This is a genomic window from Citrobacter sp. MGH104, assembly GCF_001034485.1.
GTDB lineage: Bacteria > Pseudomonadota > Gammaproteobacteria > Enterobacterales > Enterobacteriaceae > Citrobacter > Citrobacter freundii.
Genome location: NZ_KQ089818.1, coordinates 1638777 through 1665458, shown reverse-complemented (window position 1 = coordinate 1665458; position 26682 = coordinate 1638777). Strand labels below are relative to the sequence as shown.

Genomic DNA, 26682 nt, shown 5'->3' with positions numbered 1-26682 from the left:
TTCTTCTATTTTGGGAGTAAGTATGAAAACGAAAGTGGCTGCCATATATGGCAAGCAGGATATTCGTATCCGCGAATTTGATCTGCCTGAAATTACAGATAACGAATTGTTAGTAAGCGTAATATCCGATAGCGTTTGTTTGTCCACCTGGAAAGCGGCGGCATTGGGGAGCGATCATAAACGCGTGCCGGACGATTTGGAAAATCATCCGGTCATTACCGGACATGAATGTGCAGGTATCATTGTTGAGGTGGGAAAAAACCTTACGGATAAATATAAGAAAGGTCAGCGTTTTGTGTTGCAACCCGCGATGGGATTGCCAAGTGGATATTCCGCGGGATACAGCTACGAATATTTTGGCGGTAATGCGACATATATGATTATCCCGGAAGTGGCGATTAATCTGGGATGCGTTCTACCTTACCACGGCTCTTATTTTGCCGCCGCCTCATTGGCAGAACCGATGTGCTGCATTATTGGCGCGTATAACGCGAATTTTCACACCACGCCTTACGTCTATGAGCATCGCATGGGGATTAAGCCGGGGGGAAGCATTGCGCTTCTGGCCTGCGCCGGGCCGATGGGTATCGGCGCAATAGATTATGCCATTAACGGCAGTATTCAGCCGTCACGCGTGGTGGTGGTCGACATTGACGAAGCACGATTGGCGCAGGCTAAAAAATTGTTACCGGTTGAGCTGGCGGCAGAAAAAGGGATTGAGCTTATCTATGTGAATACCTTCGGTATGGACTCCCCGACCGCGATGCTGCGCGCCCTTACTAATGACGCAGGTTTTGATGATGTCTTTGTGTATGCGGCAGTGCCAGCCGTCATTGAAATGGCTGACGATTTACTCGCGGAAGATGGTTGCCTGAATTTCTTTGCCGGTCCGACGGACAGCAACTTTAAAGTGCCGTTTAATTTTTATAACGTGCACTACAACAGCACTCACGTGGTCGGGACCTCCGGTGGATCAACGGATGATATGAAAGAGGCTATTGCACTCAGTGCAACCGGACAGCTACAGCCGTCGTTTATGGTGACGCACATTGGCGGCCTTGATGCGGTTCCGGAAACCGTATTGAATTTACCGGCAATTCCTGGCGGTAAGAAGCTGATTTATAACGGCGTTACCATGCCGCTAACCGCCATTGCTGATTTTGCCGAGAAAGGGAAAACTGACCCATTATTCAAAGAGTTGGCGCTGCTGGTGGAGGAAACGCACGGCATCTGGAACGAAAAGGCAGAAAAATACCTGCTGGCACACTTCGGCGTTGATATCGGGGAGGCGGCGATATGATGTCGCTGGCATGGCCGCTATTTCGTATCACGGAGCAGGCTGCGCTGGCAGCCTGGCCGCAAACCGGGTGCGGCGATAAAAACAAGATTGATGGTCTGGCCGTGACGGCAATGCGCGAAGCATTGAACAGTATTGCCATCCGCGGACGAATCGTCATTGGCGAAGGGGAGATTGATCAAGCCCCGATGCTGTGGATTGGTGAGGAAGTGGGAACCGGCGCCGGACCAGAGGTCGATATCGCTGTCGATCCTATTGAAGGTACGCGAATGGTGGCGATGGGGCAATGCAATGCGCTGGCCGTCATGGCGTTTGCCCCTCGCGGCAGTTTGTTACACGCCCCTGATATGTACATGAAAAAACTGGTTGTTAATCGGTATGCAAAAGGGGCGATTAATCTGGCGCTGCCGTTGGCAGACAATCTGCGCAATGTGGCTGAGGCACTGGGCAAACCGCTGGAGCGACTGCGGATGGTGACGCTGGATAAACCGCGTCTTCAACCGGCGATTGCCGAAGCGACACGGCTTGGGGTCAAAGTCTTTGCGCTGCCCGATGGTGATGTGGCCGCCAGCGTGCTGGCCTGTATGCAGGAAAATCCCTATGACCTGATGTACACCATTGGCGGGGCACCTGAAGGGGTTATTTCAGCTTGCGCAGTTAAAGCGCTGGGGGGCGACATGCAGGCTGAACTGATTGATTTTTGCGCGGCGAAAGGTGATAGCGCAGATAATCGTCTGATTGCGGCACAGGAACGTCAGCGCTGCAGGGAAATGGGCGTTGAGATCAACCGTATCTACGCGCTAGACGAACTGGTAGGGGGAAATAAGATCCTCTTCAGCGCGACGGGGGTTACGGGCGGCGATCTTGTGAAAGGGATCCAACAGGTTGCGAATGGTGTGCGCACGCAAACTTTACTGATCGGCGGCGCGGATCGAACGTGTAATATAATAGACTCTCTGCATTCATGGTGATTTATCGGATAACTAATGACGACGCTGACAGAAGACGATGTGCTTGAGCAACTGGATGCTCAAAATAATTTACTTTCGTTTATGACGACGGCACATAACATTTTGCTCCAGGGCATTAAGCGCTTTCTGCCGTCGCTGTTCGTTAATAACGATGAAGAGATCGTGGAATATGCAGTGAAGCCGTTGCTCGCCCAGAGTGGACCGCTTGACGATATCGACGTTGCGCTACGTCTGATTTATGCGCTGGGAAAAATGGATAAATGGCTTTACGCCGATATCACCCATTTTTCCCAGTTTTATCAGTACCTGAACGAGCAGGATACTATCCCCGGTTTTGCCGATGACATCACCTGGGATTTTATCAGCAACGTGAACAGTATTACCCACAACGCAACGCTCTACGGCGCACTGGAGTCAATGAAATTTGCCGACTTTGCTGCGTGGTCTGAGGTGCGCTTTAGTGCAATGGTCAAGACGGCAATGACGCTGGCAGTGACGGCGATTTTAAAGGAATTAACGCCGTGAAAATCAAACTAACGGTGAATGGGCTACAGGTTGAAGCACATTACCATGATGATGAGATAGAGAACGTCCACAAACCGTTATTACAGCAACTGGCAAAAATACACGCTGCTAATCCGCAGCGACGTACGATAGTTTTTCTCTGCGCGCCACCGGGTACGGGTAAATCGACGCTGACCACCTTCTGGGAATATCTCTGCGCTCAGGATCCTTGTCTGCCGGAGATCCAGACACTGCCGATGGATGGCTTCCATCACTACAACAGCTGGCTGGATGCCCATAATCTGAGGGCATACAAAGGTGCGCCGGAAACCTTTGATGTGGATAAGCTTGCGCAGAATCTACGCCAGATAAGGGAAGGAGAAGGATTCTGGCCGCAATATGATCGGCAAAAGCACGATCCGGTCGAAGAGGCCATACGGGTGACTGCGCCGATGGTGATTGTGGAGGGAAACTGGCTATTGCGCGATGATGAAAGATGGCGAGCGTTAGCTGAGTTTTGTGATTACTCGTTGTTTATTCGCGCTCCAGCCAATGCGCTGCGTACGCGACTGGTAGGCCGTAAACTGGCTGGCGGACTCTCACAAGCTGACGCTGAGGCATTTTATGAGCGTACCGACGGACCGAATGTTCGTCGGGTGCTGGAAGATAGCCTGTCAGCAGACCTTATGCTGGAGATGACGCTTGAGGGGGCATATCGGACGGCATGAGATTTTTGTTGTGTAGCCGTACTATGCGCGAAAAATGGCGCTGCGTAAATGCAGCGTCATGACTGATCGCTACAACGCTGGTGCCACGTGTACGACACACTGCCAGCCAGTTTTTGAAGACGCCAAGCCAGTGTGCATCAAAGTCCCGACTGGGCTCATCCAGCAGTAGAATAGCGGGTTTGAGGGCTTCCAGACTGGCGACGGCAACCATACGTCGTTGTGCAGTATGCAGATCGAGCGGGTGCGCGTCGGCGACATCCTCTAACTGACATAATTGCAGCGCCGCCATCGTGCGTTGCGCAATTTCAGTCGCCGGAAGCTTCTGTAGCCGTAATCCGAAGGCAACTTCCTCTGCAACCTTGCTGTGAAAGATTTGATTCTCCGCTTCCTGAAACAGTACGCCGAGCACCCTGGCGCGCTCCCGGTTTTTCAGTTGCGCAATCGCACGATTTTGAACGGTTATTGTGCCGGATGAGGGCGTCAGTAGCCCGGCCATGATGCGCAACAGCGTGGATTTTCCTGCGCCATTATCGCCCGTTAGCGCCAGCCATTCCCCCTCCTGGAGTTCCAGCGAAATATTGCGTAAACAGTCATCGGCGGCGTTCGGCCAGCGATAGCTGACCTGGTTTAGCGTTAGCATAGTGATGACAATGCTCCGTCGCGCAGCTGCCATGCCTGCTGGCAGTAGCTGAGAAAAGGTGAAGGGTTGCGTTCGAAAAGTATCACCAAAGCATGCTGTTCCTGTGCCCACTGTTGCAGTCGCGCCAGCAGCATTGCCGTGGCTTGCGCCGTCAGGCGACTGAACGCTTCATCCAGAATCAATATTTTCGGCTGCATGGCGAGTGCGCTGGCAATGACTACCCGCTGGGTTTCCCCGCCGGAAAGGGTGCCGGGATGACGATGGCGTAGGGGCTGACATTCTGTCAGCGTAAGGGCGGCATCTATGCGCTGCATAATTTCAGTCTCGGTAAGGCAGAGATTTTCCGGGCCAAACGCCACTTCTTCCTCCACGCTGAAAGTACAACCTGAAAGCTGCAGGTAAGGTGACTGCTGCACAAGCTGGATGGTACTCGACTGCTCGACCAGCGATAGTTGCCCGATGGGATTACCCAGTAGCGTGCCTGTGCCCTCAATTTCTCCCGGAAGGAAGTCGGGGTACCAGCCAGCCATCAGCTGTGCCAGCGTACTTTTCCCGCAGCCGTTCTCACCAAAAATAGCCACCATACCAGGCCTGGCGTAATGGAAATCGTAACAGGCGGATGGCCGCATAGCGTGCGTCGGAATATAGCGAAACTGCTCTAACGTAACCATATCCAGATTCCTGTCTCAACTGCCATCAGAACCACCATACCGTAGCGGGCCAGACGTTGTAAGGTGCTGTCTGGCGGCGCCCATAGCGTGGTGCGAGTGCGATGCAGGCGAAATCCCCGCATATCGAGCGCTGCACCGCGAACGGCCAAGTCATTGAGCGCGTTATGGGTGAGCGGCACAATCAATGCCGGCATAGCGCGTAAACGTTGGTACCAGGACTCATCCAGCGGTACGCCGCGTGCGCGCTGAGCCTCGTGAATAATCGCCAATTGGCGTTTGAGTTGTTCAACCACCAGCAGCGGGCCTGCGAACAGATAGGCAACGCCTGGCGGCAGGCGAGAAGCAAACAGGGCGCGCATAAAGCGCGCAACCGGCACGTACTGCATCCACATCTGCGATGTCGACACAATGGCCAGGATCCGCAGCCAGAGCGTAACGGCATCGGCCCAGCGTTCTGGTGTGCGCGGCTGCCCGCTAATCCACTCGGTAAGCCATCCGCCGTGTACCAGCCATAGCCCCAGTCCTAAGGGAATCATCAGCCAGAGTACGTATTTCGCCCGCGACCGCGTAGCCTTCATACATAGCAAACCGACAAACGTCGCGGCGCTGTACAAGCTGAGCGGCACTCCGGCTGGCAGCAGGAGCGTGGAGCAGGCGGCAAGCGCCCACAGAGTTAACGACGTAAACGGATGCATTTAGCGCACGGCAGACATCGTAGGGAAATGGCGCGTGGTACGCAGCGGAAGTTGTCGCAGCAGCACCCAGACGATGATTGCCGTGAGGATTTTATCGACCAGATTCGCTCCGATGACGGTGATGGCGACGGACTCAACTAGGTTCTGACCGACCGAGTGCATCCAGGCGACAAAAAGATCGGCGCCGCTGCCGGTGACCCCCCCGAACAGAGTCGTGCGAATCGGCACGGCAACGAGGGTCACGGCAAGCGTGATAATTACGCCGCTGACCACGACTTTGGGTAAGGTGCGAAACCATCCCGCCCGTGCCAGCCAACCGGCGACCAGTCCAATAACCATGGCGACGGGCGCAAAGGCGGCGGCGATCGGATCGGTCAGCAACCCCCACAACAGGTTAGTGAGTAATCCGGTTAGCATCCCCACAACCGGACCTAACAGCACCGCGCTGATCAACGTGCCAATCGAGTCGAGAAAAATAGGTAATTTCAACATGCTGATAAGCTGCCCACCGACCATGTTGATGGCGATAGCAATGACAATAAGAACCAGAGACTGGCTGGAAAATTGGCGACGCGCCATAAAAGACCTCGTATAAGTGAATCGTTAGCGGGATGAAATAACCAGTTCGTCATAACCGGAAACGGCGCAGGGCTGACGGCTGAATGCCAGAGACGTCAACTCGCCAATCACCAGTTCCAGCGTGGTTCGCACGGTACAGCCCGGCATCATGTGTCCGCCCAGCATCGCGCCGTGTGGGTCAGCAACCGCCAGATGAAGATGCTCGCCGGTAAGTTCCAGCGTGCCGTTCAGAGAGATAATTTCCCACGTACCCGTAAGTAATGTGGTTTCTTCACGTCCGGCGAAGCGCAGAGCAATGTTGGTCAAACTGCCGGTGCAACCCGCTATCCAGGCTGCCTGTAGTTGATGCTGCTGGATAAAAGCGTGTAGCGCTGAAAATACTTCCTGGCCCGGTAATAAACGCAGCGCATGAAAGCGAGCTTCAGATGGTTGGGGATAGAATGTTGCCATAGTTGAGGGACTCCGAGACTCGGACGTTGCGCTGATAATATAGACACGGGTTAGGGAGCTTTCTGATATAAATCAGGATTTGTGACATGGCAACGAAATAATCTTGCTACGGTTATTCGTAATTCTGGAATATGGAATAAAAGTCGCGTTGAAGGACGTTAAAATGTGACGTAAGTCAGATAACTGTGTTCTGTTGCTGGACAATCATTCCTTTTATTCCGCGTTTCGCTTATTCTAGCTGAAGCGTTTCAGTCGATTAAATGTTCGACAATTAACCAATTAGTCGCAGTTTGCGACAGGTAAGGTTTCCCTGAGCGATTTGCTGCATTACTCTGTCTGCCACATCGTTTCTGAGAAATCCTTGCAGGGGACCTATGACCGTACGCGTAGCGATTAATGGTTTCGGTCGCATCGGACGCAACGTGGTTCGTGCTTTGTATGAATCCGGGCGTCGGGCGGAAATCACCGTGGTGGCAATCAACGAACTGGCGGATGCTGCAGGCATGGCGCATTTGTTGAAATATGACACCAGCCATGGGCGTTTTGCCTGGGATGTTCGTCAGGAACGAGACCAGCTCATCGTTGGCGATGACGCGATCCGCATTCTGCATGAGCGAACGCTCGATGCGCTTCCGTGGCGCGAACTGGGTGTCGACGTTGTGCTGGATTGTACGGGGGTCTTCGGCAGCCGCGAACACGGCGAGGCGCATATTGCCGCCGGCGCAAAGAAAGTGCTCTTTTCACATCCTGGTAGTCACGACATCGACGCAACCGTTGTGTTTGGCGTTAATCAGGATCAGCTGCGCGCTGAGCACCGGATCGTTTCCAATGCCTCCTGCACCACGAATTGCATAATACCCGTCATCAAATTGCTGGATGATGCTTACGGCATTGAGTCTGGTACCGTCACCACGATCCACTCCGCGATGCACGATCAGCAGGTTATTGATGCTTATCATCCTGACCTGCGTCGCACGCGAGCGGCCAGCCAGTCGATCATTCCGGTTGATACCAAACTGGCGGCGGGCATCACGCGAATTTTCCCGCAGTTTAACGATCGTTTTGAAGCGATAGCGGTGCGTGTACCGACCATAAATGTGACGGCGATCGACTTAAGCGTGACGGTGAAAAAACCAGTAAAAGCTAGTGAAGTCAACCAGTTGCTGCAAAAAGCAGCACAAGGTGCATTTCATGGTATAGTTGACTATACGGAATTACCGTTGGTCTCAGTAGATTTTAACCACGACCCGCACAGCGCCATCGTTGATGGTACGCAAACGCGCGTGAGTGGCGCTCACCTGATCAAAACGCTGGTCTGGTGTGATAATGAATGGGGCTTTGCTAACCGTATGCTCGATACGACGTTAGCGATGGCTGCTATTGGTTTCAGGCTCGACGCTTGAGCGTCGACAAAACTTTATGAATCAACGAGAGGATTCACCATGTCTGTAATTAAGATGACCGATCTGGATCTGGCTGGTAAACGCGTTTTTATCCGTGCGGACCTGAACGTACCAGTTAAAGAAGGGAAAGTAACCAGCGATGCGCGTATCCGTGCTTCCCTGCCAACCATCGAACTGGCCCTGAAACAAGGTGCTAAAGTGATGGTAACTTCCCACCTGGGTCGTCCTACCGAAGGCGAGTACAACGAAGAATTCTCTCTGCTGCCGGTTGTTAACTACCTGAAAGACAAACTGTCTGCTCCGGTTCGCCTGGTAAAAGATTACCTGGACGGCGTTGAAGTCGCTGCCGGTGAACTGGTTGTTCTGGAAAACGTTCGCTTCAACAAAGGCGAGAAGAAAGACGACGAAGCGCTGTCCAAAAAATATGCTGCTCTGTGCGACGTATTCGTTATGGACGCTTTCGGTACTGCTCACCGTGCGCAGGCGTCTACCCACGGTATCGGTAAATTCGCCGATGTCGCTTGTGCAGGTCCGCTGCTCGCTGCCGAGCTGGATGCACTGGGTAAAGCACTGAAAGAACCTGCTCGTCCGATGGTTGCTATCGTTGGTGGTTCTAAAGTTTCTACCAAACTGACCGTTCTTGATTCTCTGTCAAAAATCGCTGACCAGCTGATCGTTGGCGGTGGTATCGCGAACACCTTCGTTGCTGCTCAAGGTCACAACGTGGGTAAATCTCTGTACGAAGCTGACCTGGTTGACGAAGCTAAGCGTCTGCTGACCACTTGCGACATCCCGGTTCCGACCGACGTTCGCGTAGCGACTGAATTCTCTGAAACCGCACCGGCTACCCTGAAATCCGTTAGCGATGTAAAAGAAGACGAGCAGATCCTGGATATCGGCGACGCTTCTGCACAGCAGCTGGCTGACATTCTGAAGAATGCGAAAACCATTCTGTGGAACGGCCCGGTTGGCGTGTTCGAATTCCCGAACTTCCGCAAAGGTACTGAAATCGTTGCTAATGCCATCGCAGACAGCGAAGCATTCTCTATCGCAGGCGGCGGTGACACCCTGGCAGCAATCGACCTGTTCGGCATTGCTGACAAAATCTCCTACATCTCTACTGGCGGCGGCGCGTTCCTCGAATTCGTGGAAGGCAAAGTACTGCCAGCAGTAGCCATGCTCGAAGAGCGTGCTAAAAAGTAAGAATTTAATGGGCAGGGAAACCTGCCCTTATTTTAGCGCGCTTTAGGGCGCGCGCCCTTTCCAAGGCCGAAGATACAGGACTCGTAAAATGTCTAAAATTTTTGATTTCGTAAAACCAGGCGTAATCACTGGTGATGACGTACAGAAAGTTTTCCAGGTAGCTAAAGAAAACAACTTTGCTCTGCCAGCTGTTAACTGCGTGGGTACCGACTCCATCAACGCCGTTTTGGAAACTGCTGCAAAAGTTAAAGCGCCGGTAATCGTACAATTCTCCAACGGTGGTGCTTCTTTCATCGCGGGTAAAGGCGTGAAGTCCGACGTTCCTCAGGGCGCTGCAATCCTGGGTGCTATCTCTGGCGCGCATCACGTTCACCAGATGGCTGAACACTACGGTGTTCCGGTTATCCTGCACACTGACCACTGCGCGAAGAAACTGCTGCCGTGGATCGACGGTCTGCTGGACGCGGGTGAAAAACACTTCGCAGCAACCGGCAAACCGCTGTTCTCTTCTCACATGATCGACCTGTCTGAAGAGTCTCTGGAAGAGAACATCGAAATCTGCTCCAAATACCTGGCGCGCATGTCCAAAATGGGCATGACTCTGGAAATCGAACTGGGTTGCACCGGTGGCGAAGAAGACGGTGTGGACAACAGCCACATGGACGCTTCTGCACTGTACACCCAGCCGGAAGACGTTGATTACGCATACACCGAGCTGAGCAAAATCAGCCCGCGTTTCACCATCGCAGCTTCCTTCGGTAACGTACACGGCGTTTACAAGCCGGGTAACGTCGTTCTGACCCCGACCATCCTGCGCGACTCTCAGGACTATGTTTCTAAGAAACATAACCTGCCGCACAACAGCCTGAACTTCGTCTTCCACGGCGGTTCCGGTTCTACTGCTCAGGAAATCAAAGACTCCGTAAGCTACGGCGTAGTGAAAATGAATATCGACACCGATACCCAATGGGCTACCTGGGAAGGCGTTCTGAACTACTACAAAGCAAACGAAGATTACCTGCAGGGCCAGTTGGGTAACCCGAAAGGCGAAGATCAGCCGAACAAGAAATACTACGATCCGCGCGTATGGCTGCGTGCTGGTCAGGCAACCATGATCACCCGTCTGGAACAGGCTTTCAAAGAACTGAACGCGGTTGACGTTCTGTAATTCAGTCTGCTAATGACATATAAGGCTTCCTCCGGGAAGCCTTATTTCATCTCGGTTTACTTTGTCACGCAGGTGCCTTTTTCTCCGGCCAGAATTTGCGGGGCATCTTTCAGGGCGCCGATAAATGCCGCGTTCCCTGTCTGTTTGACAAATTGCATCACTGCCGCCGCTTTAGGCCCCATCGCACCATCAGGCGCGGCAAATGGCGTAAGTTCCTCAACGGTGGCATGTCGTAGCGCACGCGCCTGCGGTGTTCCCCAGTTTTCATAAACGGCATCGGCGTCCGTCAGAATCAGCAGATGGTCAGCGTTGATGGATTGTGCCAATACGGCAGCGGTCAAATCCTTATCAATGACCGCTTCGGTTCCCTGGTAACCATCACCCTGTGCAATAACCGGAATACCGCCACCGCCACAGCAAATAACCGTATGTCCCGCATCCATCAGCGTACGGATGGCGTCGCTATCGATAATTTTCAGCGGAGTCGGTGAGGGAACCACGCGGCGAATATATTGCCCATCGGTTTTCATCTGCCAGCCATAGCATGCTTCCAGCTCTGCCTGTTGATCCGGTTGATACACGGGGCCAATATACTTACCGGGAACTGAGAAGGCTTCGTCCTGCGGATCCACCTCAACCCGGGTCATCAGCATTGTGACGGGAGAGTTGCCCGCGGATGACGCCAGTTCCTGAGTAATAGCGAAACCGATCATTCCCTGGCTTTCCGCGACCAGAATATCCAGCGGCCAGGCTGGGGATTCTTTGTATGCTGCATTCTGTAGCGCCAGCAGGCCAACCTGAGGGCCGTTGCCATGAACAATGACCAACTGATAGTCACGGGCTAATTCGGCTGCCATCTCAGCAAATACCTGAATGCTCCGCCGCTGGTTTTCTGCGCTCAAAATTTCTCCGCGCTGTAATAACGCATTACCGCCAAGAGCAATGACAATTCTCTTTTTCATTGATGACCTCATTATGCAAATTATCTCGCGGTCAAAATAACGTTTTATTACCTTTATTATGTGATGGGAGCGACAAGTAAAATATCTACAAAAATAACTCGATAATTAATGATGATCTCAGTCTCTTTATTTAAATTGCTTTGAAAATGATTATTAGACTTTTTTTAATAATGCTGTGGTCAGTTCCTAGGAATTTATAACAATGGGTTTTGTGTGACTTTGTTCAAATGAAATACATTTTTACCCCGATAAGGTAGGCGCAGTTAAAACATCAAACCTCACGTATCGTGTCAGGTAACATGGGGTATTCAGCGGTAATTATTACCGGGAGATTGCTTATGTCTGGTTCATATGAAGTGGCTGAGGCCACAAAGAAAAAGGGAATACCGGCCTGGTGGGTCACCGTTTTCCTATTCTGGCTCGGATGGATTTTTATGTACGCCGACCGTACGGTGCTCAATCCGGTGATGGGCGAATTAGAAAAGGAATTTGGTTTAAGCGGCACACAGTTAGGTATTCTTAATTCCGTGTTCTATTTTTCTTATGCTTTGCTTCAGGTTCCAGCCGGAATTCTGGGCGACAAAATTGGTAAGAAAAAAGTACTGGTTCCAGGATTTATTCTATTTGGTGTTTTCACCGCGGTTACTGGTTGGGCGAAAAGCTGGTATACGTTGCTATTTGCCCGTGTGGTAACGGGGGCTGGTGAAGGAACCTACTACGGTCCGCAATACGGTCTCTCTTCCGAGCAGATCCCGAAGAAATATCGTTCTCTTGGCAGTGCGATCATCAACAGTGGTATGGCCTTTGGTATTGCGTTGGGTTTGATGACCTCAAGCTGGCTGGTATACGATCAAGGTTATTCGTGGCGCATGCCATTTTATGCAATGGCAGTTCCCTCGGTGTTGGTTGGGGTGGCGATCTGGTTATTCGTAAAAGAGAAGAAACGTACCGCAGATGTTGATGGCGCGCCGGTGAAAAAAGGTAAGTTCAGTGACCTGCTTAAAAATCGTAACTTAATTATTACTTATATAATGGTGTTCTGTAGCCTGTTCGGTTTCTTCGTGATCCTGACCTGGCTTCCCTATTATTTGCAAAATGAACGTGGTATTGCCGGTAGCGAAACCGGGTTTATTTCTTCGCTGGTGGCCTGGATTTCAATTCCCGGAGCGCTGTTATTCTCCAGCCTTTCTGACAAATTAGGCAAGCGAAAACCATTAATTATGTTTCTGGTGCCGGTAGCGATTATCAGCATGCTGTCAATTATTTGGATGCCGAATATGACAGGGGTAATCATTGCACTGTGTGTCTATGGTCTGGTGGGTAAACTGGCACTGGATCCGGTACTGGTCGCTCTGGTTGCCGACAGTGTGGATGAAAATAATTACAGTACTGCATTTGGTTTATTTAACTTCATCGGCATGAGCTCATCTATTTTGGCCCCCATTATTGCCGGCGCGGCACGTGATATGACCGGAAGCCTGGCTTCCAGTTTCTATGTTTCAGCCGTTCTGCTGGCTATCGGTTTAGTTGCAATGCTGTTTTTAAAAGAAAAACGCACATAAAGAGGTAGCGGTAATGATTTACGCCTTTATTAAAAAGGGAAGTTTTCAGGATTCCGTCAGCCTGATGATCATTTCCCGAAAACTTAGTGAACGCCCGGAAGTTGATCAGGTTTCAGTCATGATGGGAACGCCAGCCAATAAATCGATGCTGGATTCCACAGGGTTCTGGCACGACGACTTTGCTGACGCCACCCCAAACGATATTTGCGTCGCGGTCCGAACTGAAGGCGAAGAGCCTGGGATAATGGATTTGATCCGTGAGCAACTGGAAAAAGAGCTGAACGCGATTGCCAGTGCGTCTGGGAGCTCGCATCAACTGGTTAAAGCACGCCGCTTCGAAAGTGCGTGTCAGAAATTGCCTCAGGCTAATCTGTTGCTGGTTTCGGTCGCAGGGGAGTATGCCGCGTCCGTTGCCAGAGAGGGGCTGCTGGCCAACAAAAACGTGATGCTCTTTTCCGATAACGTACCGCTGGAACAAGAAGTTGAGCTGAAAACGCTGGCACGCGAGCGCGGGCTTCTCGTCATGGGGCCAGACTGCGGAACGGCGATGATAGCCGGCAGCCCATTAGCTTTCGCTAACGTACTCCCTGAAGGTGGGATTGGCGTGATTGGCGCGTCAGGTACTGGGATTCAGGAAATTACTTCGCAGATTGCGCTACACCAGCAGGGTGTGAGTCACGCTATTGGTCTGGGTGGTCGCGACCTGAGTGCCGATGTTGGTGGTATCAGCGCATTGACTGCGCTGGAGATGCTGGCTACGGATGATGCCACGCAGGTGATTGCGTTTGTCTCCAAACCGCCGTCGCCGCAGGTGCGAACCCGCATTATTGCCGCAATGCAAAACGTCGGTAAACCGGTTGTCGCACTGTTTTTGGGAAGCAAGCAGGAGCAGCGTCGCGAAGGTAACGTTTGGTTGGCGAATTCACTTTCTGATGCTGCGCAACTGGCGGTATTGCTGATGCGTGTGGCGCAGCAGAGACAGATTCAACCGGAAGTAGCAGGTAAAGGTATTTATGGCCTTTATGCTGGCGGCACGCTGGCAGCTGAAGCCGCTATGTTGCTCTCTGCCGGGCTGGGAGTACCCGTTAGCGAAAGCCACGACCAGGGAGTGATGCTGGAAGGCGGAGGCCATCGTATTGTCGACCTCGGGGACGACAGCTACACCCTGGGCAGACCGCATCCGATGATTGACCCGACGACTCGCAGTATTGAGATCGAAAAACTGGCCGCGTTGCCGGATGTGGGCGTACTGCTTCTGGATGTGGTGCTGGGCTATGGCGCTTGTGCTGACCCGGCTGGAGCGGTTGTTGAGGCGGTAGAGTCGGTGCGGGCCAAACGTGCCGCCCCGCTGGTGGTGATTGCCACTCTGACCGGAACCGATGCCGATCCGCAGGGGCGCAGTGGGCAGGCGGAGATACTTCGCGAGGCTGGGATAGCGGTGGTAGAAACGCTGGAAGAGGCAGTTTTACTCGCCGTCAACCTGACACATAACCAGGAACGTAGCATCCCGGCATCCCATAGCGCACTCCTTGACGGCGTACAGGTCATTAACGCCGGATTACGCAGCTTTGCGCTGGATCTGCAAAGCAGCGGTACGCCGGTTGTGCATTATCAGTGGGCGCCTGTTGCCGGTGGCAACGCCCGTCTTGCCAGTTTACTCAAACAGTTACACTAAGTTCAGAGGTACGGATATGTATTCATCTATTGCACAGGCCAACGAAGCCATTATCGAACGAATTAAAGCCGCGCGTCCCCACTGGGTTGCTGTGCGCCCTGCAAAAGAAGCGGTGGCCGAATTGTCTTCTGGACGCAAATTATTGCACGCTGGTCCGCCGATCGCCTGGGAAGAGATGACCGGCCCAATGCGCGGAGCCTGCATTGGCGCATCATTGTTTGAAGGCTGGGCGGTGACGGAAGAAGATGCCGTGCGGATGCTGGAGCAGGGTGAGGTTGATTTTATCCCTTGCCATCACGTTGGTGCGGTAGGTCCGATGGGGGGAATCACCTCCGCTAATATGCCGGTGCTGGTGGTGCGTGACGTGGTGCATGGTAACCAGTCCTGCTGCAACCTCAATGAAGGTATTGGCAAAGTGATGCGTTTTGGCGCCTACGGTGATGACGTGCAAAAGCGCTTGCGCTGGATGCGCGACACGCTGGCGCCAGTACTACAGGAAGCGCTCTCGCAGATGGAAAACGGCGTCGATCTGACGGCAATGATGGCGCAGGCCATCACCATGGGCGATGAGTTCCACCAGCGTAATATTGCCGCCTCTTCTCTGTTACTGCGTACACTCTCTCCGGTGATCGCTGGCCTGGATCGTCCGAAGACGGAAATCATTGAAGTGCTGCAATTCCTGAGCGTCACTGACCAGTTCTTCCTCAACCTGGCGATGGCCTACAGTAAAGCTGTGATGGATGCCGCGGCGGAAATTAAGGCAGGCTCGGTGGTCACCGCTATGACGCGTAATGGTCGTGATTTCGGCATTCGCGTGAGCGGAACCGGCGATCGCTGGTTTACCGCGCCGGTAAATACGCCGCAGGGTTTGTTCTTTACCGGCTATAGCCAGGCTGATGCGAATCCGGATATCGGCGACAGCGCCATCACGGAAACATTAGGGATTGGCGGTGCGGCAATGATTGCGGCGCCGGGCGTAACGCGCTTCGTCGGCGCGGGTGGTATGGGCGCGGCGCTGGAAACCTCAGAAGAGATGGCGGAGATTTATCTTGCCAACAACCCGCTGTTTCAGATCCCCTCATGGGATTTCAAAGGGGCATGTCTGGGGCTGGATGTCCGCCGTGTAGTCGAAACAGGGATTACGCCACTGATTAACACCGGCATCGCACATAAAGATGCGGGGATTGGTCAGGTGGGGGCGGGAACCGTACGCGCACCGCTGCTCTGTTTTGAAAAAGCGCTTGAAGCTCTGGCCGAACTACATCACATCACCGCCTGATATTGAAGGGGCGGCAAAACCGCCCCTGAGTATTACAAATGAAGACAATTTATGCTCTAGCCTGCGCCGGGTTTTATCGGCTTCCCGATGGCGAATGGAGACGGCATAGCCGTTTTTCGCAGGCGATTAACTTTTGGCGTCCTGAGGGGGCGTTATTGACGTTGCTTCGCCACGGAAAAGGGATGGGGCCGACAGCCGTATTGCTGAGTACCGCGCAGTTTCCCCACGTGGCTCAGATTGAATGGCTAAGCAAACAAGGAAATATCCTGCGAGGGAGAAACATCACAATTTGCCCGCGTCGCATACTGCAATTGCCAATGAACTCCATCGCCATTGCCCCTGTCGACCTCTCTTTTTGTACGCAACACAGTGGCCTCTGTGGAGCGCTAAATCAACCGCTTCACACGATGTCGCACTATTCTGAGATTATTAAGCAGCTTGATTGTTGGTATTGCGGCATGACCCCCGACTGGAGCTGGCTGATCGGATGTGGACCTGGGCTGACGCCTAGCGGTGATGACATGCTGACTGGCATGCTGGCCGTACTGTATGCCGCAGGGTTTTCTGAGCAACTTCAGTATTTTTTACCTCCGGGGGCTCAGCTGGCAAAACTCACTACATCAGTAAGTTGCAGCTATTTGAACAGCGCCAGAGTGGGAGAGTTTTCTACATCAGTGCAGAAGGTCATACGCGGTTTACAACCGGGGCGTGAGTCTTATTTTGCAATTGCGCATCTGCTTGCTGTTGGTCATACCTCGGGAGCAGATATATTGCTAGGGATAGCAATAGCTCAACAGTGGTTACAGAGGAACGATCCAAGGAGAATGCATGCTCGATCAGGAAACAATACGCACTTTTATTTGGGTTGCGGAGACGGAGAGTTTTTCCCGCGCAGCCAGCTCACTCCATAAAACGCCAGCGGCGATCAGCTATCGTATCAAAACGCTTGAGGAGCAGGTGGGGACTCAGCTCTTCATGCGCACCACGCGCACTGTCAGCCTGACGTTGGCCGGACAGCATTTGCTTGAGCATTGTCGACAGTGGCTCAACTGGCTGGATGCGATGCCGGATGAACTTCAGCAAATCAATGCGGGCGTTGAAAGGCAGGTGAATATTGTAATCAATAATTTGCTATATCAGCCGCAAACCACAGCGGATTTGCTGACCTGGCTGCATCAACAATTCCCCTTTACCCGATTCCAGATTTCCCGGCAGGTTTATATGGGCGTCTGGGATTCACTGTTGTATGACGATTTCCAGTTAGCGATTGGCGTTACCGGTTCGGAGTCGCTATCCAATAATATTTCTCTGTTGCCGCTCGGTGATATCAGCTGGCAGTTTGTGGTGGCGCAGAATCATCCTTTGGCTCTCCACCCCGCGTCTGTACTGTCAGATGATATGCTACGTCGATACCCAGCGATTAATATTGAAGATACCTCACGTACCCTCACGCGTCGGGTCGCCTGGTTGCTTAGTGGACAAAAGGAGATAAAAGTCCCAGATCTTAGCACCAAGCTGGCCTGTCATTTAAGCGGCCTTGGCGTCGGTTTTTTACCGGAGAGGATGTGTCGTCCTTATGTTGAGTCTGGAGCATTGATTGCCCGTGAGGTAATCAATCCACGCCAACCGTCACCGCTCTCTATCGCCTGGAAGAATGCAGGTAGCGGAAAGGTGGTCAGTGAAATTGCCGAAATCTTTAAGCAGAAAGATTCACTGGTCAGCGGGTTCTTGCGGATGATTGATCAACCAACTGAGCATTGAATTTACGAATGCTTTTATTGGATCATGTTGAAAAATGGCATGTTCGGTCTTTTTTGTTTACCTTTAGTACAGTGTTTTTGTGAGAATGATCTCATGAATTTTTTTGACATGACCAAGGAATACTAAATGGAAGATTTGAATGTTGTCGACAGCATAAACGGTGCGGGCACCTGGCTGGTGCGCAACCAGGAACTGCTGTTGAGCTATGCCGTCAACATCGTTGCGGCCATCGCGATTGTCATTATCGGTATGATCGTGGCGCGCATTGTATCAAATACCGTTAACCGCCTGATGCTGGCGCGTAAAATTGATGCCACTGTTGCCGACTTCCTCTCTGCACTGGTGCGTTACGGTATTATCGCTTTCACGCTGATTGCCGCTCTGGGCCGCGTTGGGGTGCAAACAGCCTCCGTGATCGCCGTTCTCGGTGCCGCAGGTTTAGCCGTCGGTCTGGCGTTGCAAGGTTCGCTGTCCAACCTCGCCGCAGGTGTCCTGCTGGTAATGTTCCGTCCGTTCCGTGCGGGTGAGTATGTCGATCTCGGCGGCGTGGCTGGAACCGTGCTCAACGTGCAGATTTTCTCCACCACCATGCGTACCGTTGACGGTAAGATTGTAGTGATCCCGAACGGTAAAATTATTGCCGGGAACATCATTAACTTCTCTCGTGAGCCGGTTCGTCGTAACGAATTTATTATCGGCGTGGCTTACGACTCCGATATCGATCAGGTGAAAAAAATCCTCACTGATATCATTCAGTCGGAAGATCGCATTCTTAAAGACCGTGAAATGACGGTACGCCTGAATGAGCTGGGGGCTTCCTCAATTAATTTTGTGGTACGCGTCTGGAGCAACAGCAGCGATCTGCAAAGCGTCTACTGGGATGTGCTGGAACGCATTAAGCGCGAGTTCGATGCCAACGGCATCAGCTTCCCGTATCCGCAGATGGATGTGAACTTCAAGCGTGTGAAAGAGCGCGCGGCAGAGTAATTACGCGCCCGGAGGCGCTTTTGCTTTCCGGGCCGATAAAAACTTTCTTTCCATTAATTTCCCTAATCTGCGATTAAAATTATCCATTTCCGCTAATGTTTTCCCCGCGCTATAGTCTGCTCCTAAGAGAAACAGTTCGGGATGATTAACGTGTTATCGTATTACTTTCAAGGGCTTGCACTTGGTGCGGCCATGATTCTTCCGCTTGGTCCGCAAAACGCCTTCGTGATGAACCAGGGCATTCGCCGCCAGTATCACATCATGATTGCTTTACTCTGTGCTATCAGCGATTTAGTGCTGATTTGTGCGGGGATCTTTGGCGGTAGCGCCTTGTTGATGCAGTCACCATGGCTGATGGCGCTGGTCACCTGGGGTGGGGTGGCTTTTTTACTCTGGTACGGTTTCGGGGCGTTAAAAACGGCGATGAGCAGTAATCTGGAACTGGCCAGTGCCGAGGTGATGAAGCAGGGGCGCTGGAAAATCATCGCCACCATGCTGGCGGTGACATGGCTCAATCCCCATGTTTACCTGGATACCTTTGTGGTGCTGGGGAGTCTGGGGGGGCAACTGGACGTTGAGCCGAAGCGCTGGTTTGCGCTGGGAACCGTCAGCGCTTCGTTCCTGTGGTTCTTCGGTCTGGCATTGTTGGCGGCCTGGCTGGCTCCGCGTCTGCGCACTGCTAAAGCGCAGCGCATCATCAATACGCTGGTAGGATTAGTGATGTGGTTTATTGCTTTTCAACTGGCAAAAGAAGGTGTTGCGCACGTTCATGCGTTGTTCAACTAAGTGTTGTCTGATGGACAACGGAGCGAGATCGTCTAAGCTTGCCTGCATGTGCCCTGAGTTTCGGGGTAATTATTGAAACATGGAGGAACGACCGTGAAGTTCAAAATAATGGCCCTGGCGGCATTAGTCGGATTCAGCGCACTATCGGTACAGGCAAATGAGTTGCCAAATGGACCGCACATCGTGACTTCCGGAACAGCAAGCGTGGATGCGACACCAGACATCGCTACGCTGGCAATTGAAGTGAACGTTGCTGCCAAGGATGCGGCTTCAGCGAAGAAGCAGGCCGATGAGCGCGTGGCGCAATATCTGTCCTTCCTTGAACAGAACCAGATAGCGAAGAAAGACATTAGCGCTGCAAACCTGCGTACCCAGCCGGATTACGACTACCAGAACGGTAAAAGTATCCTCAAAGGGTATCGTGCGGTGCGCACCGTTGAAGTCACGCTGCGCCAGCTGGACAAACTTAACGCTCTGCTCGATGGCGCGCTGAAGGCTGGTCTGAATGAGATCCGTTCGGTATCGCTTGGTGTTGCCCAACCGGATGCTTACAAAGATAAAGCGCGTAAAGCGGCAATTGATGATGCCATTCATCAGGCTGAACAGCTGGCTGCGGGCTTCAATAGCAAACTTGGCCCGGTGTACAGCGTGCGCTACCACGTTTCCAATTATCAGCCTAGCCCGATGGTTCGGATGATGAAGGCAGATGCCGCACCTGCTGCTTCTGCTCAGGAAACCTACGAACAGCCGGTTATTCAGTTTGACGATCAGGTTGATGTCGTCTTCCAGATTGAGCCGACGGCGGGGCAACCAGCTGCAACTCCAGCCAAAACTCAGTAATTGTTGCAGACCCGGCTTTCCAGCCGGGTTTTTTCTGTGAGCAACTGTAAAAATGAGACTTCACATCCGGTCTTTTTTTTCGCCGTAATGAGGATAGGCCATAGCGATTTTTAAGGGGACGCTATGGATATTTTTATCTCGAAAAAGATGCGTAATTTCATTCTGCTGGCGCAAACCAATAACATCGCCAGAGCGGCAGAAAAAATACATATGACCGCATCGCCCTTCGGTAAAAGCATTGCTGCACTGGAAGATCAAATCGGCTATACGCTGTTTACCCGCAAAGATAACAACATCAGCCTGAATAAAGCCGGACAGGAACTGTATCAGAAGCTGTTTCCCGTTTATCAGCGTCTCTCTGCCATTGATAACGAAATCCATAACGCCTCTCGCCGCTCGCGGGAAATTGTTATCGGCATCGACAATACCTACCCAACGATTATTTTTGACCAGTTGATTAGCCTTGGTGACAAGTATGACGGTGTGACGGCTCAGGCCGTTGAATTCAGCGAGAATGGGGTGATTGATAACCTGTTTGATCGCAAACTGGATTTTATTATCTCGCCGCAGCACGTTTCCCCCCGCGTGCAGGAGCTGGAAAATCTGGCGATCAGCGAACTGCCTCCGCTGCGTCTGGGGTTTCTCGTTTCCCGACGCTATGAAGAAAAACAGCCGCAGGATCTGCTGCGCGAGCTGCCCTGGCTGCAAATGCGCTTCCAGAATCGCGCCAACTTTGAGGCGATGCTGGATGCATACATGCGACCCTGCGGGATCAACCCGACGATTATCTATCGTCCGTACAGCTTTATGGCCAAGATTAGCGCTGTGGAGCGCGGGCAGTTTTTGACGGTGATCCCTCACTTCGCCTGGCGGCTGGTGAACCCGTCGACGCTGAAATATTTCGACGCGCCCGGCAGTCCCATGTATATGCAGGAGTTTCTCTATTCGCTGAAAAATCATCGGTATACCGCCACCATGCTCCAGCATATTGCTGAAGATCGTGACGGTAGTGCAAGTTAACCTAGCATCGAGCCTGTTTCGAGAAGGTTGCGATGCAGATCGAACGCATGGCTGAGATCGTGATGGATATGCCCGCCGGGCGCTTTCTCCAGATAGCGGTGCAAGTAATCTCTGTAAAGCGGATGCGCACAGTTATTGATAATTGTGTGCGCCCGCTGCATCGGAGATAACCCACGCAGATCGGCAATCCCTTGTTCGGTCACGATCACTTTAACGCTATGTTCGCTGTGGTCGACATGGCTGCACATCGGTACGATGGTTGAGATTTTCCCGCCTTTGGCAATCGACGGCGCCATAAAGATAGACAGGTAGGCGTTGCGCTCGAAATCCCCGCTGCCGCCGATGCCGTTCATCAGGTTCACCCCCGCAACGTGCGTGGAATTGGCATGACCGTAGATATCAAACTCCAGACCGACGTTGAGCGCAATAACCCCCAGCCGACGAATGATTTCCGGGTTATTGGAGATCTCCTGCGGGCGCAACACAATCCGGCTGGCGAAGAAGTCCATGTTGTCGTAAATCTTCTGTAGCGACGGGGCTGAAATGGTCAGGCTGGAGGCGCTGGCACCGCTAATCTTGCCCGTTTCCAGCAGATGCACAACCGACTCCTGCAACACCTCCGAATACATCATAAAGGGCGGGATATCCTGGTTCTCGCCCAGTCGAGCCATTACCGCGTTGTTGATATTGCCCACCCCGCTTTGTAAGGGCAGAAACTCAGCTGGAATGCGTTTGTGCGCCATTTCTGCCAGCAGAAAAGAGACTACGTTATCGGCAATTTGTTGGCTGACCGGATTGGTTTTATCCGATGCATTTCCTGCATCGGGCAGTTCGGTATCCACCACCGCAACCACCTTTTTGGGGTCTATCTGTACGCACTGACTGCCTACGCGATCCATGGTATGAAAAATGGGTACGCTGTTACGCCGCGGCGGCGCACCGGGTATCACGATGTCGGCAAACTCCGCCACACGCGGATTATGGTAATGATTCAATTCAATGATCACTTTTTTCGCCCGCAGCAGCCAGGTGGGGGCATTACCGATACCGCTGGACAGCCAAATCCGGCCATCCGGCGCGATGGCTGAGGCTTCAATGACGGCAACATCGATCTCGCCAAAAAAGCCGTAATTAACCATTTGCGCCACTTCGCTCAAGTGGAGATCGACAAACCTCACCTGGCCCTGATTAATTTTCTCGCGCAGGCCCGATGACGTTTGATAAGGCGCACGCCAGGAAACGGCATCCGCCGCGGATAGTACATCATCAGCGGCGGCGCCAATTGATGCTCCGGTCAGCAGGCGGATCTGAAAAGGCTGTCCGTTCTGATGCTGTTCGCAGGCGCGTTGGGCAATTGCGGTGGGTAACGCTTTTGGCGAACCCGCGGGGGTAAAGCCGCTAAACGCCACCATATCATCGTGCTGGATAATTTCTGCCGCCTGTTCGGCGCTCATCCGTTTCATGGCCGTCTCCTTCCTCAGACGTGATTAATGGCCGACAAAATTAGGTTTACGTTTTTCCATAAACGCGTTCATCCCTTCCTGATAATCCTCGCTGTCGTACACCGCGCGGCGCATGCCCTGAATGCGCTCGAACTCATCGGAATTCATGGTGTGCGCTTCACCCAGTACGCGCAGCTCTTCTTTAATGACGGCGATCGCCAGCGGCGCTTTCTCCGAGATGTGGTGCGCCATTTGCAGAGTGAAATCCTCCAGTTCGTCTACAGGAACCACATGGTTGAGGATCCCGACGGCCATCGCACGCTGAGCGGTGATAGGTGAGGCGGTAAAGATCAGCTCTTTCACGATGTGAAAACCGGCGTCGCGAGTCAGGTTGTGGATGCCGACCAGGTTATACGGCACGCCGAGGTTGACCGGGGTCATCGAGAAGGTGGATGTTTCAGCGGCGATGATCAGATCGGAACTCATGATCATCTCAAATGCGCCGCCCCAGACGCTGCCTTCAACCATAGAGATCACCGGTTTTGGATATTTTTGGATCATGCGGGTTATCTGACGCAGCGGATCGTCATAGGAGAGCGGATCTCGACGTCCGGTCGGGAGTTCATGAATATCATGCCCGGCGGAGAAAACTTTGGCTCCACTCGGAGCGCGCAGAATGATGCAGCGAATGTCCGCACGATTGAGATCGCTCAGCGCCTGCATCAGATCGTCAATAAACACTTTACTCAGGGCATTGAGCTTGCGGGCGTAATTGAACTCAATAACCGCGACTTTCTGGATGATGACCACGTTGACGTATTGATAAGACATAATGTTCTCTTTATTGAAAGTAATGATGCTGGATAAATTCGCTGATGTGCCGCAGACCGGTGCGCGGCGACAGATCGTTATTTTTGACGGCCTGTAGCGTCTGCTGGAAATAGCGGTCGAAATCAGTCCGCGCAAACAGCAGATGTAGGGCTTCTTCTTCAGCCTGCTGGTGTAACCAGTCCACCGCCTGCTGCTGGCGGACTTTTTCCAGTCGACCGCTGGCAGTAAGGCACGTTTTAAAGTCGGTTATCGCCTGCCAGACCTCCTCAATACCGCGTTTTTCCAGGGCGCTACAGGTCAGAACCAGCGGCTGCCACTCGTCATATTTACGGCGCAGAATATGCAGGGCGGATTCGTACATATGACGGGCGATGGCCACGCTGGCATGGTTCTCACCGTCGTCCTTGTTGATGACGACCAGATCCGCCATTTCCATCAGACCTTTCTTGATGCCTTGCAAATCGTCGCCACCGCCAGCGATTTGCAGGGAGATAAAGCAATCCACCATGTTTGCGACTTCGGTTTCTGACTGCCCAACGCCGACGGTTTCTACAATAACCACGTCAAAGCCAGCCGCTTCGCACAACAGCATTAATTCGCGGGCGCGCTGGCTGGCTCCGCCTAAATGACCGCTGGAAGGGACCGGGCGAATAAACGCAGATTCGGCGCGAGACAGCTCCGTCATGCGGGTTTTATCGCCAAGAATGCTGCCACCGCTGACCGGGCTGCTGGGATCGACGGCGATCACCGCCACCCGTAATCCGTGACGGATTAACAGCATGCCGAATGCTTCCAGAAAGGTGCTTTTGCCCGCGCCCGGCGTACCGGTTATCCCCAAACGCAGGGCGTTACCGGTGAACGGCATAATTGCGTCCAGCAACTGCGTACTCAGCGGCTGGTGGCGCGGGTGGCTGCTTTCGACCAGCGTCATCGCCTGGGCGAGCGTTGCCCGTTCGCCGAGTCGCAAGCGACGGACGGTATCCTCAAGCGTGGCGGCGTTAATCATGATGCTGACTGATACGGGTTAGCACATCGCGGACGCTGTCGAGCATTGGCGTGCCGGGGCCATAAATGGCTGCCACGCCATGCTCGTGCAGGAAGGCGTAATCCTGTGGCGGAATAACGCCTCCTGCTACCACGCAGATATCTTCACGCCCCCATTTTTTGAGCGCGGTAACCAGTTCCGGGATCAGCGTTTTATGACCCGCCGCCAGTGACGATGCGCCTATTACATGCACATCGTTTTCTACCGCCAGACGGGCGATCTCTTCTGGTGTGGAGAACATCGGACTGAGATCGACATCGAAGCCGAGATCGGAGTAGGCGCTGGCGATCACTTTCGCGCCGCGATCGTGACCATCCTGGCCCATCTTGGCGATCAGAATCCTCGGTCGGCGACCATTTTCCGCGAGGAACTGTTCGGTTTGCGCAACGATGGCGTCGAACTCATCGGCGGATTTGTCGGACTGGTGATAGCTTTGCGCAATCACGCCGGTGACGCACTGGCTGGGAACCAGATAGCGGTCAAAAGCGGTTTCCAGTGCGTCGGAGATCTCACCGAGCGTGGCGCGAACGCGGGCGGCGTTAACGGCGGCGGCCAGCAGATTTTCATTATGCTGCGCGGCGTGGGTCAGCGCCGCGAGCGCGGCATTGACGGCATCTGTGTCACGAGTTGCGCGGATATGCTGCAACGAGGCAATTTGCTCGTTGCGTACCTTCACGTTGTCGATTTCCAGTACCGACGTTTCGTCTTCTTTATCCAGCTTGTATTTGTTCACGCCGACGATAACGCGTTTACCCTGGTCGATCAGCGACTGCTCGCGCGCGGAAGCTTCTTCGATCATCCGTTTAGGGAGCCCGGCTTCGATCGCTTTCGCCATGCCGCCTGCCTCATCAATTTGTTTGATGATCGTGCGCGCCTGCTTCACGATTTGATCGGTGAGCGACTCGACGTAATACGATCCGGCCAGCGGATCGACGGTGCGGCAGATCTCTGACTCTTCCTGAATGATGATCTGTGTATTACGCGCGATGCGGGCGGAGAAATCGGTGGGTAGCCCGAGCGCCTCATCAAAGGCGTTGGTATGCAGAGACTGGGTGCCGCCAAGCGTAGCGCCGAGCGCTTCAATGGTCGTGCGGATCACGTTGTTGTAAGGATCCTGCTCGGTCAGACTCCAGCCGGAGGTCTGGCAGTGGGTACGCAGAGCGAGAGATTTCGGGTTGTTTGCGCCAAAACCGCTGACTGCTTCACTCCACAAATAGCGAGCCGCGCGCAGCATGGCTACGTTCATAAACAGATCCATGCCGATGCCGAAGAAGAATGACAGGCGCGGCGCGAAGTCATCAATTTTCAGCCCGGCAGACAGCGCGGCTTTGATGTACTCAATGCCGTCAGCCAGCGTAAACGCCACCTGCTGGACGCAGTTCGCCCCGGCTTCCCCCATGTGATAACCGCTGATACTGATGGTGTTATAGCGCGGCATATTGGCGGAACACCAGGCGATGATGTCGGCGATGATGCGCATTGAAGGTTTTGGCGGGTAAATGTAGGTGTTGCGGCACAGGTACTCTTTCAGAATATCGTTCTGAATGGTCCCGGTGAGTTGCTCCGGCGTTACGCCTTGTTCTTCTGCAGCGACGATATAAAACGCCAGTACCGGCAGCACCGCGCCGTTCATGGTCATTGATACCGACATCTTATCCAGCGGAATCTGGTCGAACAGCACCTTCATATCTTCGACAGTATCGATCGCCACGCCCGCTTTGCCGACGTCGCCTGCCACGCGCGGGTTGTCAGAGTCATAGCCGCGATGGGTGGCAAGGTCAAAGGCGACGGAAAGTCCTTTTTGCCCGGCGGCGAGGTTGCGGCGGTAAAAGGCGTTGGACTCTTTGGCGGTAGAGAAACCAGCGTACTGGCGAATGGTCCACGGCTGCGCGGTATACATGGTGGCGCGCGGGCCACGCACGTAAGGCGGTAGGCCGGGAAGAGTGCCCGTGACTTCCAGATTATCGAGGTCCGCTTCAGTGTACAGCGGCTTGATTGCAATTCCTTCCGCCGTCTGTCTTTCCAGCGATTCGACGGTTTTTTCCCGTCGACTGAGTTCTTTATTAGCGAGTGTTTGCCACTCCTGCACGTTTGCCATTTTTTGCTCCGTATTACGCAATAAGTTGAATCTTTGCGGATACGGTGAGCTTTTTCATTTGGCTTGTCGCCAGCAAAAAATAGCC

26 protein-coding genes are annotated in these 26682 nt (G+C 53.1%); 16 read left to right on the top strand and 10 right to left on the bottom strand.

What is annotated here, in order from left to right:
- The first annotated feature begins 22 nt into the window (after positions 1–22).
- Genes SK34_RS07745 through SK34_RS07730 form a run of 4 tightly spaced genes read left to right on the top strand, consistent with a single transcriptional unit; the run spans position 23 to position 3500 of the window.
- Positions 23–1300, top strand: coding sequence for a zinc-binding dehydrogenase (locus SK34_RS07745; protein ID WP_016150964.1), 1278 nt, complete (start codon positions 23–25; stop codon positions 1298–1300).
- A complete protein-coding gene (gene glpX / locus SK34_RS07740) occupies positions 1297–2268 on the top strand; it encodes a class II fructose-bisphosphatase (RefSeq protein ID WP_016150963.1) in 972 nt (323 codons plus the stop codon). Before SK34_RS07745 ends, glpX begins: the two co-directional genes overlap by 4 nt.
- Before the next feature lie 15 nt (positions 2269–2283).
- Positions 2284–2793: an MltR family transcriptional regulator gene (locus SK34_RS07735; RefSeq protein WP_032950053.1), complete on the top strand. Its 510-nt coding sequence runs from the start codon at positions 2284–2286 to the stop codon at positions 2791–2793.
- Positions 2790–3500 carry a nucleoside/nucleotide kinase family protein gene (locus tag SK34_RS07730; RefSeq protein ID WP_016150961.1) on the top strand — a complete coding sequence of 237 codons (711 nt, stop codon included), beginning with the start codon at positions 2790–2792 and terminating at the stop codon, positions 3498–3500. The genes SK34_RS07735 and SK34_RS07730 overlap by 4 nt, the downstream gene beginning before the upstream one ends.
- Here SK34_RS07730 and SK34_RS07725 read toward each other — a convergent pair.
- From SK34_RS07725 to SK34_RS07705, 5 genes are read right to left on the bottom strand one after another with little or no spacing between them, the layout of a single operon-like run.
- Entirely contained in the window at positions 3457–4140 is a 684-nt protein-coding gene (locus tag SK34_RS07725) for an ABC transporter ATP-binding protein (RefSeq protein WP_048232776.1), read from the bottom strand. The two genes, SK34_RS07730 and SK34_RS07725, sit on opposite strands and share 44 nt — an antisense overlap.
- Positions 4134–4811 (bottom strand): ABC transporter ATP-binding protein, encoded by a 678-nt coding sequence (locus SK34_RS07720; RefSeq protein ID WP_048232774.1) that lies wholly within the window; start codon positions 4809–4811, stop codon positions 4134–4136. Before SK34_RS07720 ends, SK34_RS07725 begins: the two co-directional genes overlap by 7 nt.
- A complete protein-coding gene (locus tag SK34_RS07715; protein WP_048232773.1) occupies positions 4799–5506 on the bottom strand; it encodes an energy-coupling factor transporter transmembrane component T in 708 nt (235 codons plus the stop codon). Before SK34_RS07715 ends, SK34_RS07720 begins: the two co-directional genes overlap by 13 nt.
- Positions 5507–6085 (bottom strand): ECF transporter S component, encoded by a 579-nt coding sequence (locus SK34_RS07710; protein WP_003027040.1) that lies wholly within the window; start codon positions 6083–6085, stop codon positions 5507–5509.
- 24 nt (positions 6086–6109) lie between these two features.
- The gene (locus SK34_RS07705; RefSeq protein WP_003027037.1) at positions 6110–6535 is read right to left on the bottom strand and encodes a PPC domain-containing DNA-binding protein; all 426 of its coding nucleotides are present in this window, start codon (positions 6533–6535) and stop codon (positions 6110–6112) included.
- Positions 6536–6909: 374 nt separating this feature from the next.
- Here SK34_RS07705 and epd point away from each other — a divergent pair, with 374 nt between their 5' ends.
- From epd to fbaA, 3 genes are all read left to right on the top strand, one after another.
- A complete protein-coding gene (epd, locus tag SK34_RS07700; RefSeq protein WP_003027035.1) occupies positions 6910–7938 on the top strand; it encodes an erythrose-4-phosphate dehydrogenase in 1029 nt (342 codons plus the stop codon).
- Positions 7939–7977: 39 nt separating this feature from the next.
- Positions 7978–9141 carry a phosphoglycerate kinase gene (gene pgk, locus SK34_RS07695; RefSeq protein ID WP_003027032.1) on the top strand — a complete coding sequence of 388 codons (1164 nt, stop codon included), beginning with the start codon at positions 7978–7980 and terminating at the stop codon, positions 9139–9141.
- An 88-nt stretch (positions 9142–9229) separates the two neighbouring features.
- A complete protein-coding gene (gene fbaA, locus SK34_RS07690; RefSeq protein WP_048232772.1) occupies positions 9230–10309 on the top strand; it encodes a class II fructose-bisphosphate aldolase in 1080 nt (359 codons plus the stop codon).
- A gap of 56 nt (positions 10310–10365) precedes the next feature.
- Here fbaA and SK34_RS07685 read toward each other — a convergent pair whose 3' ends face one another.
- A complete protein-coding gene (locus SK34_RS07685) occupies positions 10366–11271 on the bottom strand; it encodes a carbamate kinase (RefSeq protein WP_048232771.1) in 906 nt (301 codons plus the stop codon).
- 338 nt (positions 11272–11609) lie between these two features.
- On the opposite strand from SK34_RS07685, the gene SK34_RS07680 reads away from it, so the two are divergent.
- From SK34_RS07680 to srsR, 9 genes are all read left to right on the top strand, one after another.
- Positions 11610–12833, top strand: a complete 1224-nt coding sequence (locus SK34_RS07680) for an MFS transporter (protein ID WP_048232770.1) — start codon at positions 11610–11612, stop codon at positions 12831–12833.
- A 13-nt stretch (positions 12834–12846) separates the two neighbouring features.
- Complete coding sequence (locus tag SK34_RS07675; RefSeq protein WP_048232769.1) at positions 12847–14508, top strand: acyl-CoA synthetase FdrA; 1662 nt, start codon at positions 12847–12849, stop codon at positions 14506–14508.
- 16 nt (positions 14509–14524) lie between these two features.
- Positions 14525–15787 carry a YlbE family protein gene (locus SK34_RS07670; protein WP_048232768.1) on the top strand — a complete coding sequence of 421 codons (1263 nt, stop codon included), beginning with the start codon at positions 14525–14527 and terminating at the stop codon, positions 15785–15787.
- Between the two features lie 38 nt (positions 15788–15825).
- Entirely contained in the window at positions 15826–16698 is an 873-nt protein-coding gene (locus SK34_RS23575; RefSeq protein ID WP_075262637.1) for an oxamate carbamoyltransferase subunit AllH family protein, read from the top strand.
- Positions 16616–17548 (top strand): HTH-type transcriptional activator AllS, encoded by a 933-nt coding sequence (allS, locus tag SK34_RS07665; protein ID WP_048232767.1) that lies wholly within the window; start codon positions 16616–16618, stop codon positions 17546–17548. The genes SK34_RS23575 and allS overlap by 83 nt, the downstream gene beginning before the upstream one ends.
- A 126-nt stretch (positions 17549–17674) precedes the next feature.
- Positions 17675–18535, top strand: coding sequence for a small-conductance mechanosensitive channel MscS (locus SK34_RS07660; RefSeq protein WP_003027007.1), 861 nt, complete (start codon positions 17675–17677; stop codon positions 18533–18535).
- A gap of 150 nt (positions 18536–18685) precedes the next feature.
- Positions 18686–19321, top strand: coding sequence for an arginine exporter ArgO (gene argO / locus SK34_RS07655; RefSeq protein WP_003027005.1), 636 nt, complete (start codon positions 18686–18688; stop codon positions 19319–19321).
- Positions 19322–19414: 93 nt separating this feature from the next.
- Complete coding sequence (locus tag SK34_RS07650) at positions 19415–20161, top strand: oxidative stress defense protein (RefSeq protein WP_003027002.1); 747 nt, start codon at positions 19415–19417, stop codon at positions 20159–20161.
- Between the two features lie 123 nt (positions 20162–20284).
- Positions 20285–21181, top strand: a complete 897-nt coding sequence (srsR, locus tag SK34_RS07645; protein WP_003026999.1) for a LysR family transcriptional regulator SrsR — start codon at positions 20285–20287, stop codon at positions 21179–21181.
- Here the strand turns inward: srsR and SK34_RS07640 are convergent.
- The 4 genes from SK34_RS07640 to scpA are packed head-to-tail and all read right to left on the bottom strand — an operon-like array spanning position 21178 to position 26597.
- A complete protein-coding gene (locus SK34_RS07640; protein ID WP_048232764.1) occupies positions 21178–22644 on the bottom strand; it encodes a succinyl-CoA:acetate CoA-transferase ScpC in 1467 nt (488 codons plus the stop codon). The two genes, srsR and SK34_RS07640, sit on opposite strands and share 4 nt — an antisense overlap.
- Positions 22645–22668: 24 nt before the next feature.
- Positions 22669–23454 carry a methylmalonyl-CoA decarboxylase gene (scpB, locus tag SK34_RS07635; RefSeq protein WP_003026994.1) on the bottom strand — a complete coding sequence of 262 codons (786 nt, stop codon included), beginning with the start codon at positions 23452–23454 and terminating at the stop codon, positions 22669–22671.
- Positions 23455–23464: 10 nt separating this feature from the next.
- Positions 23465–24460, bottom strand: a complete 996-nt coding sequence (gene meaB / locus SK34_RS07630; RefSeq protein WP_048232762.1) for a methylmalonyl Co-A mutase-associated GTPase MeaB — start codon at positions 24458–24460, stop codon at positions 23465–23467.
- Complete coding sequence (gene scpA, locus SK34_RS07625; RefSeq protein WP_003838245.1) at positions 24453–26597, bottom strand: methylmalonyl-CoA mutase; 2145 nt, start codon at positions 26595–26597, stop codon at positions 24453–24455. Before scpA ends, meaB begins: the two co-directional genes overlap by 8 nt.
- Positions 26598–26682 lie beyond the last annotated feature (85 nt).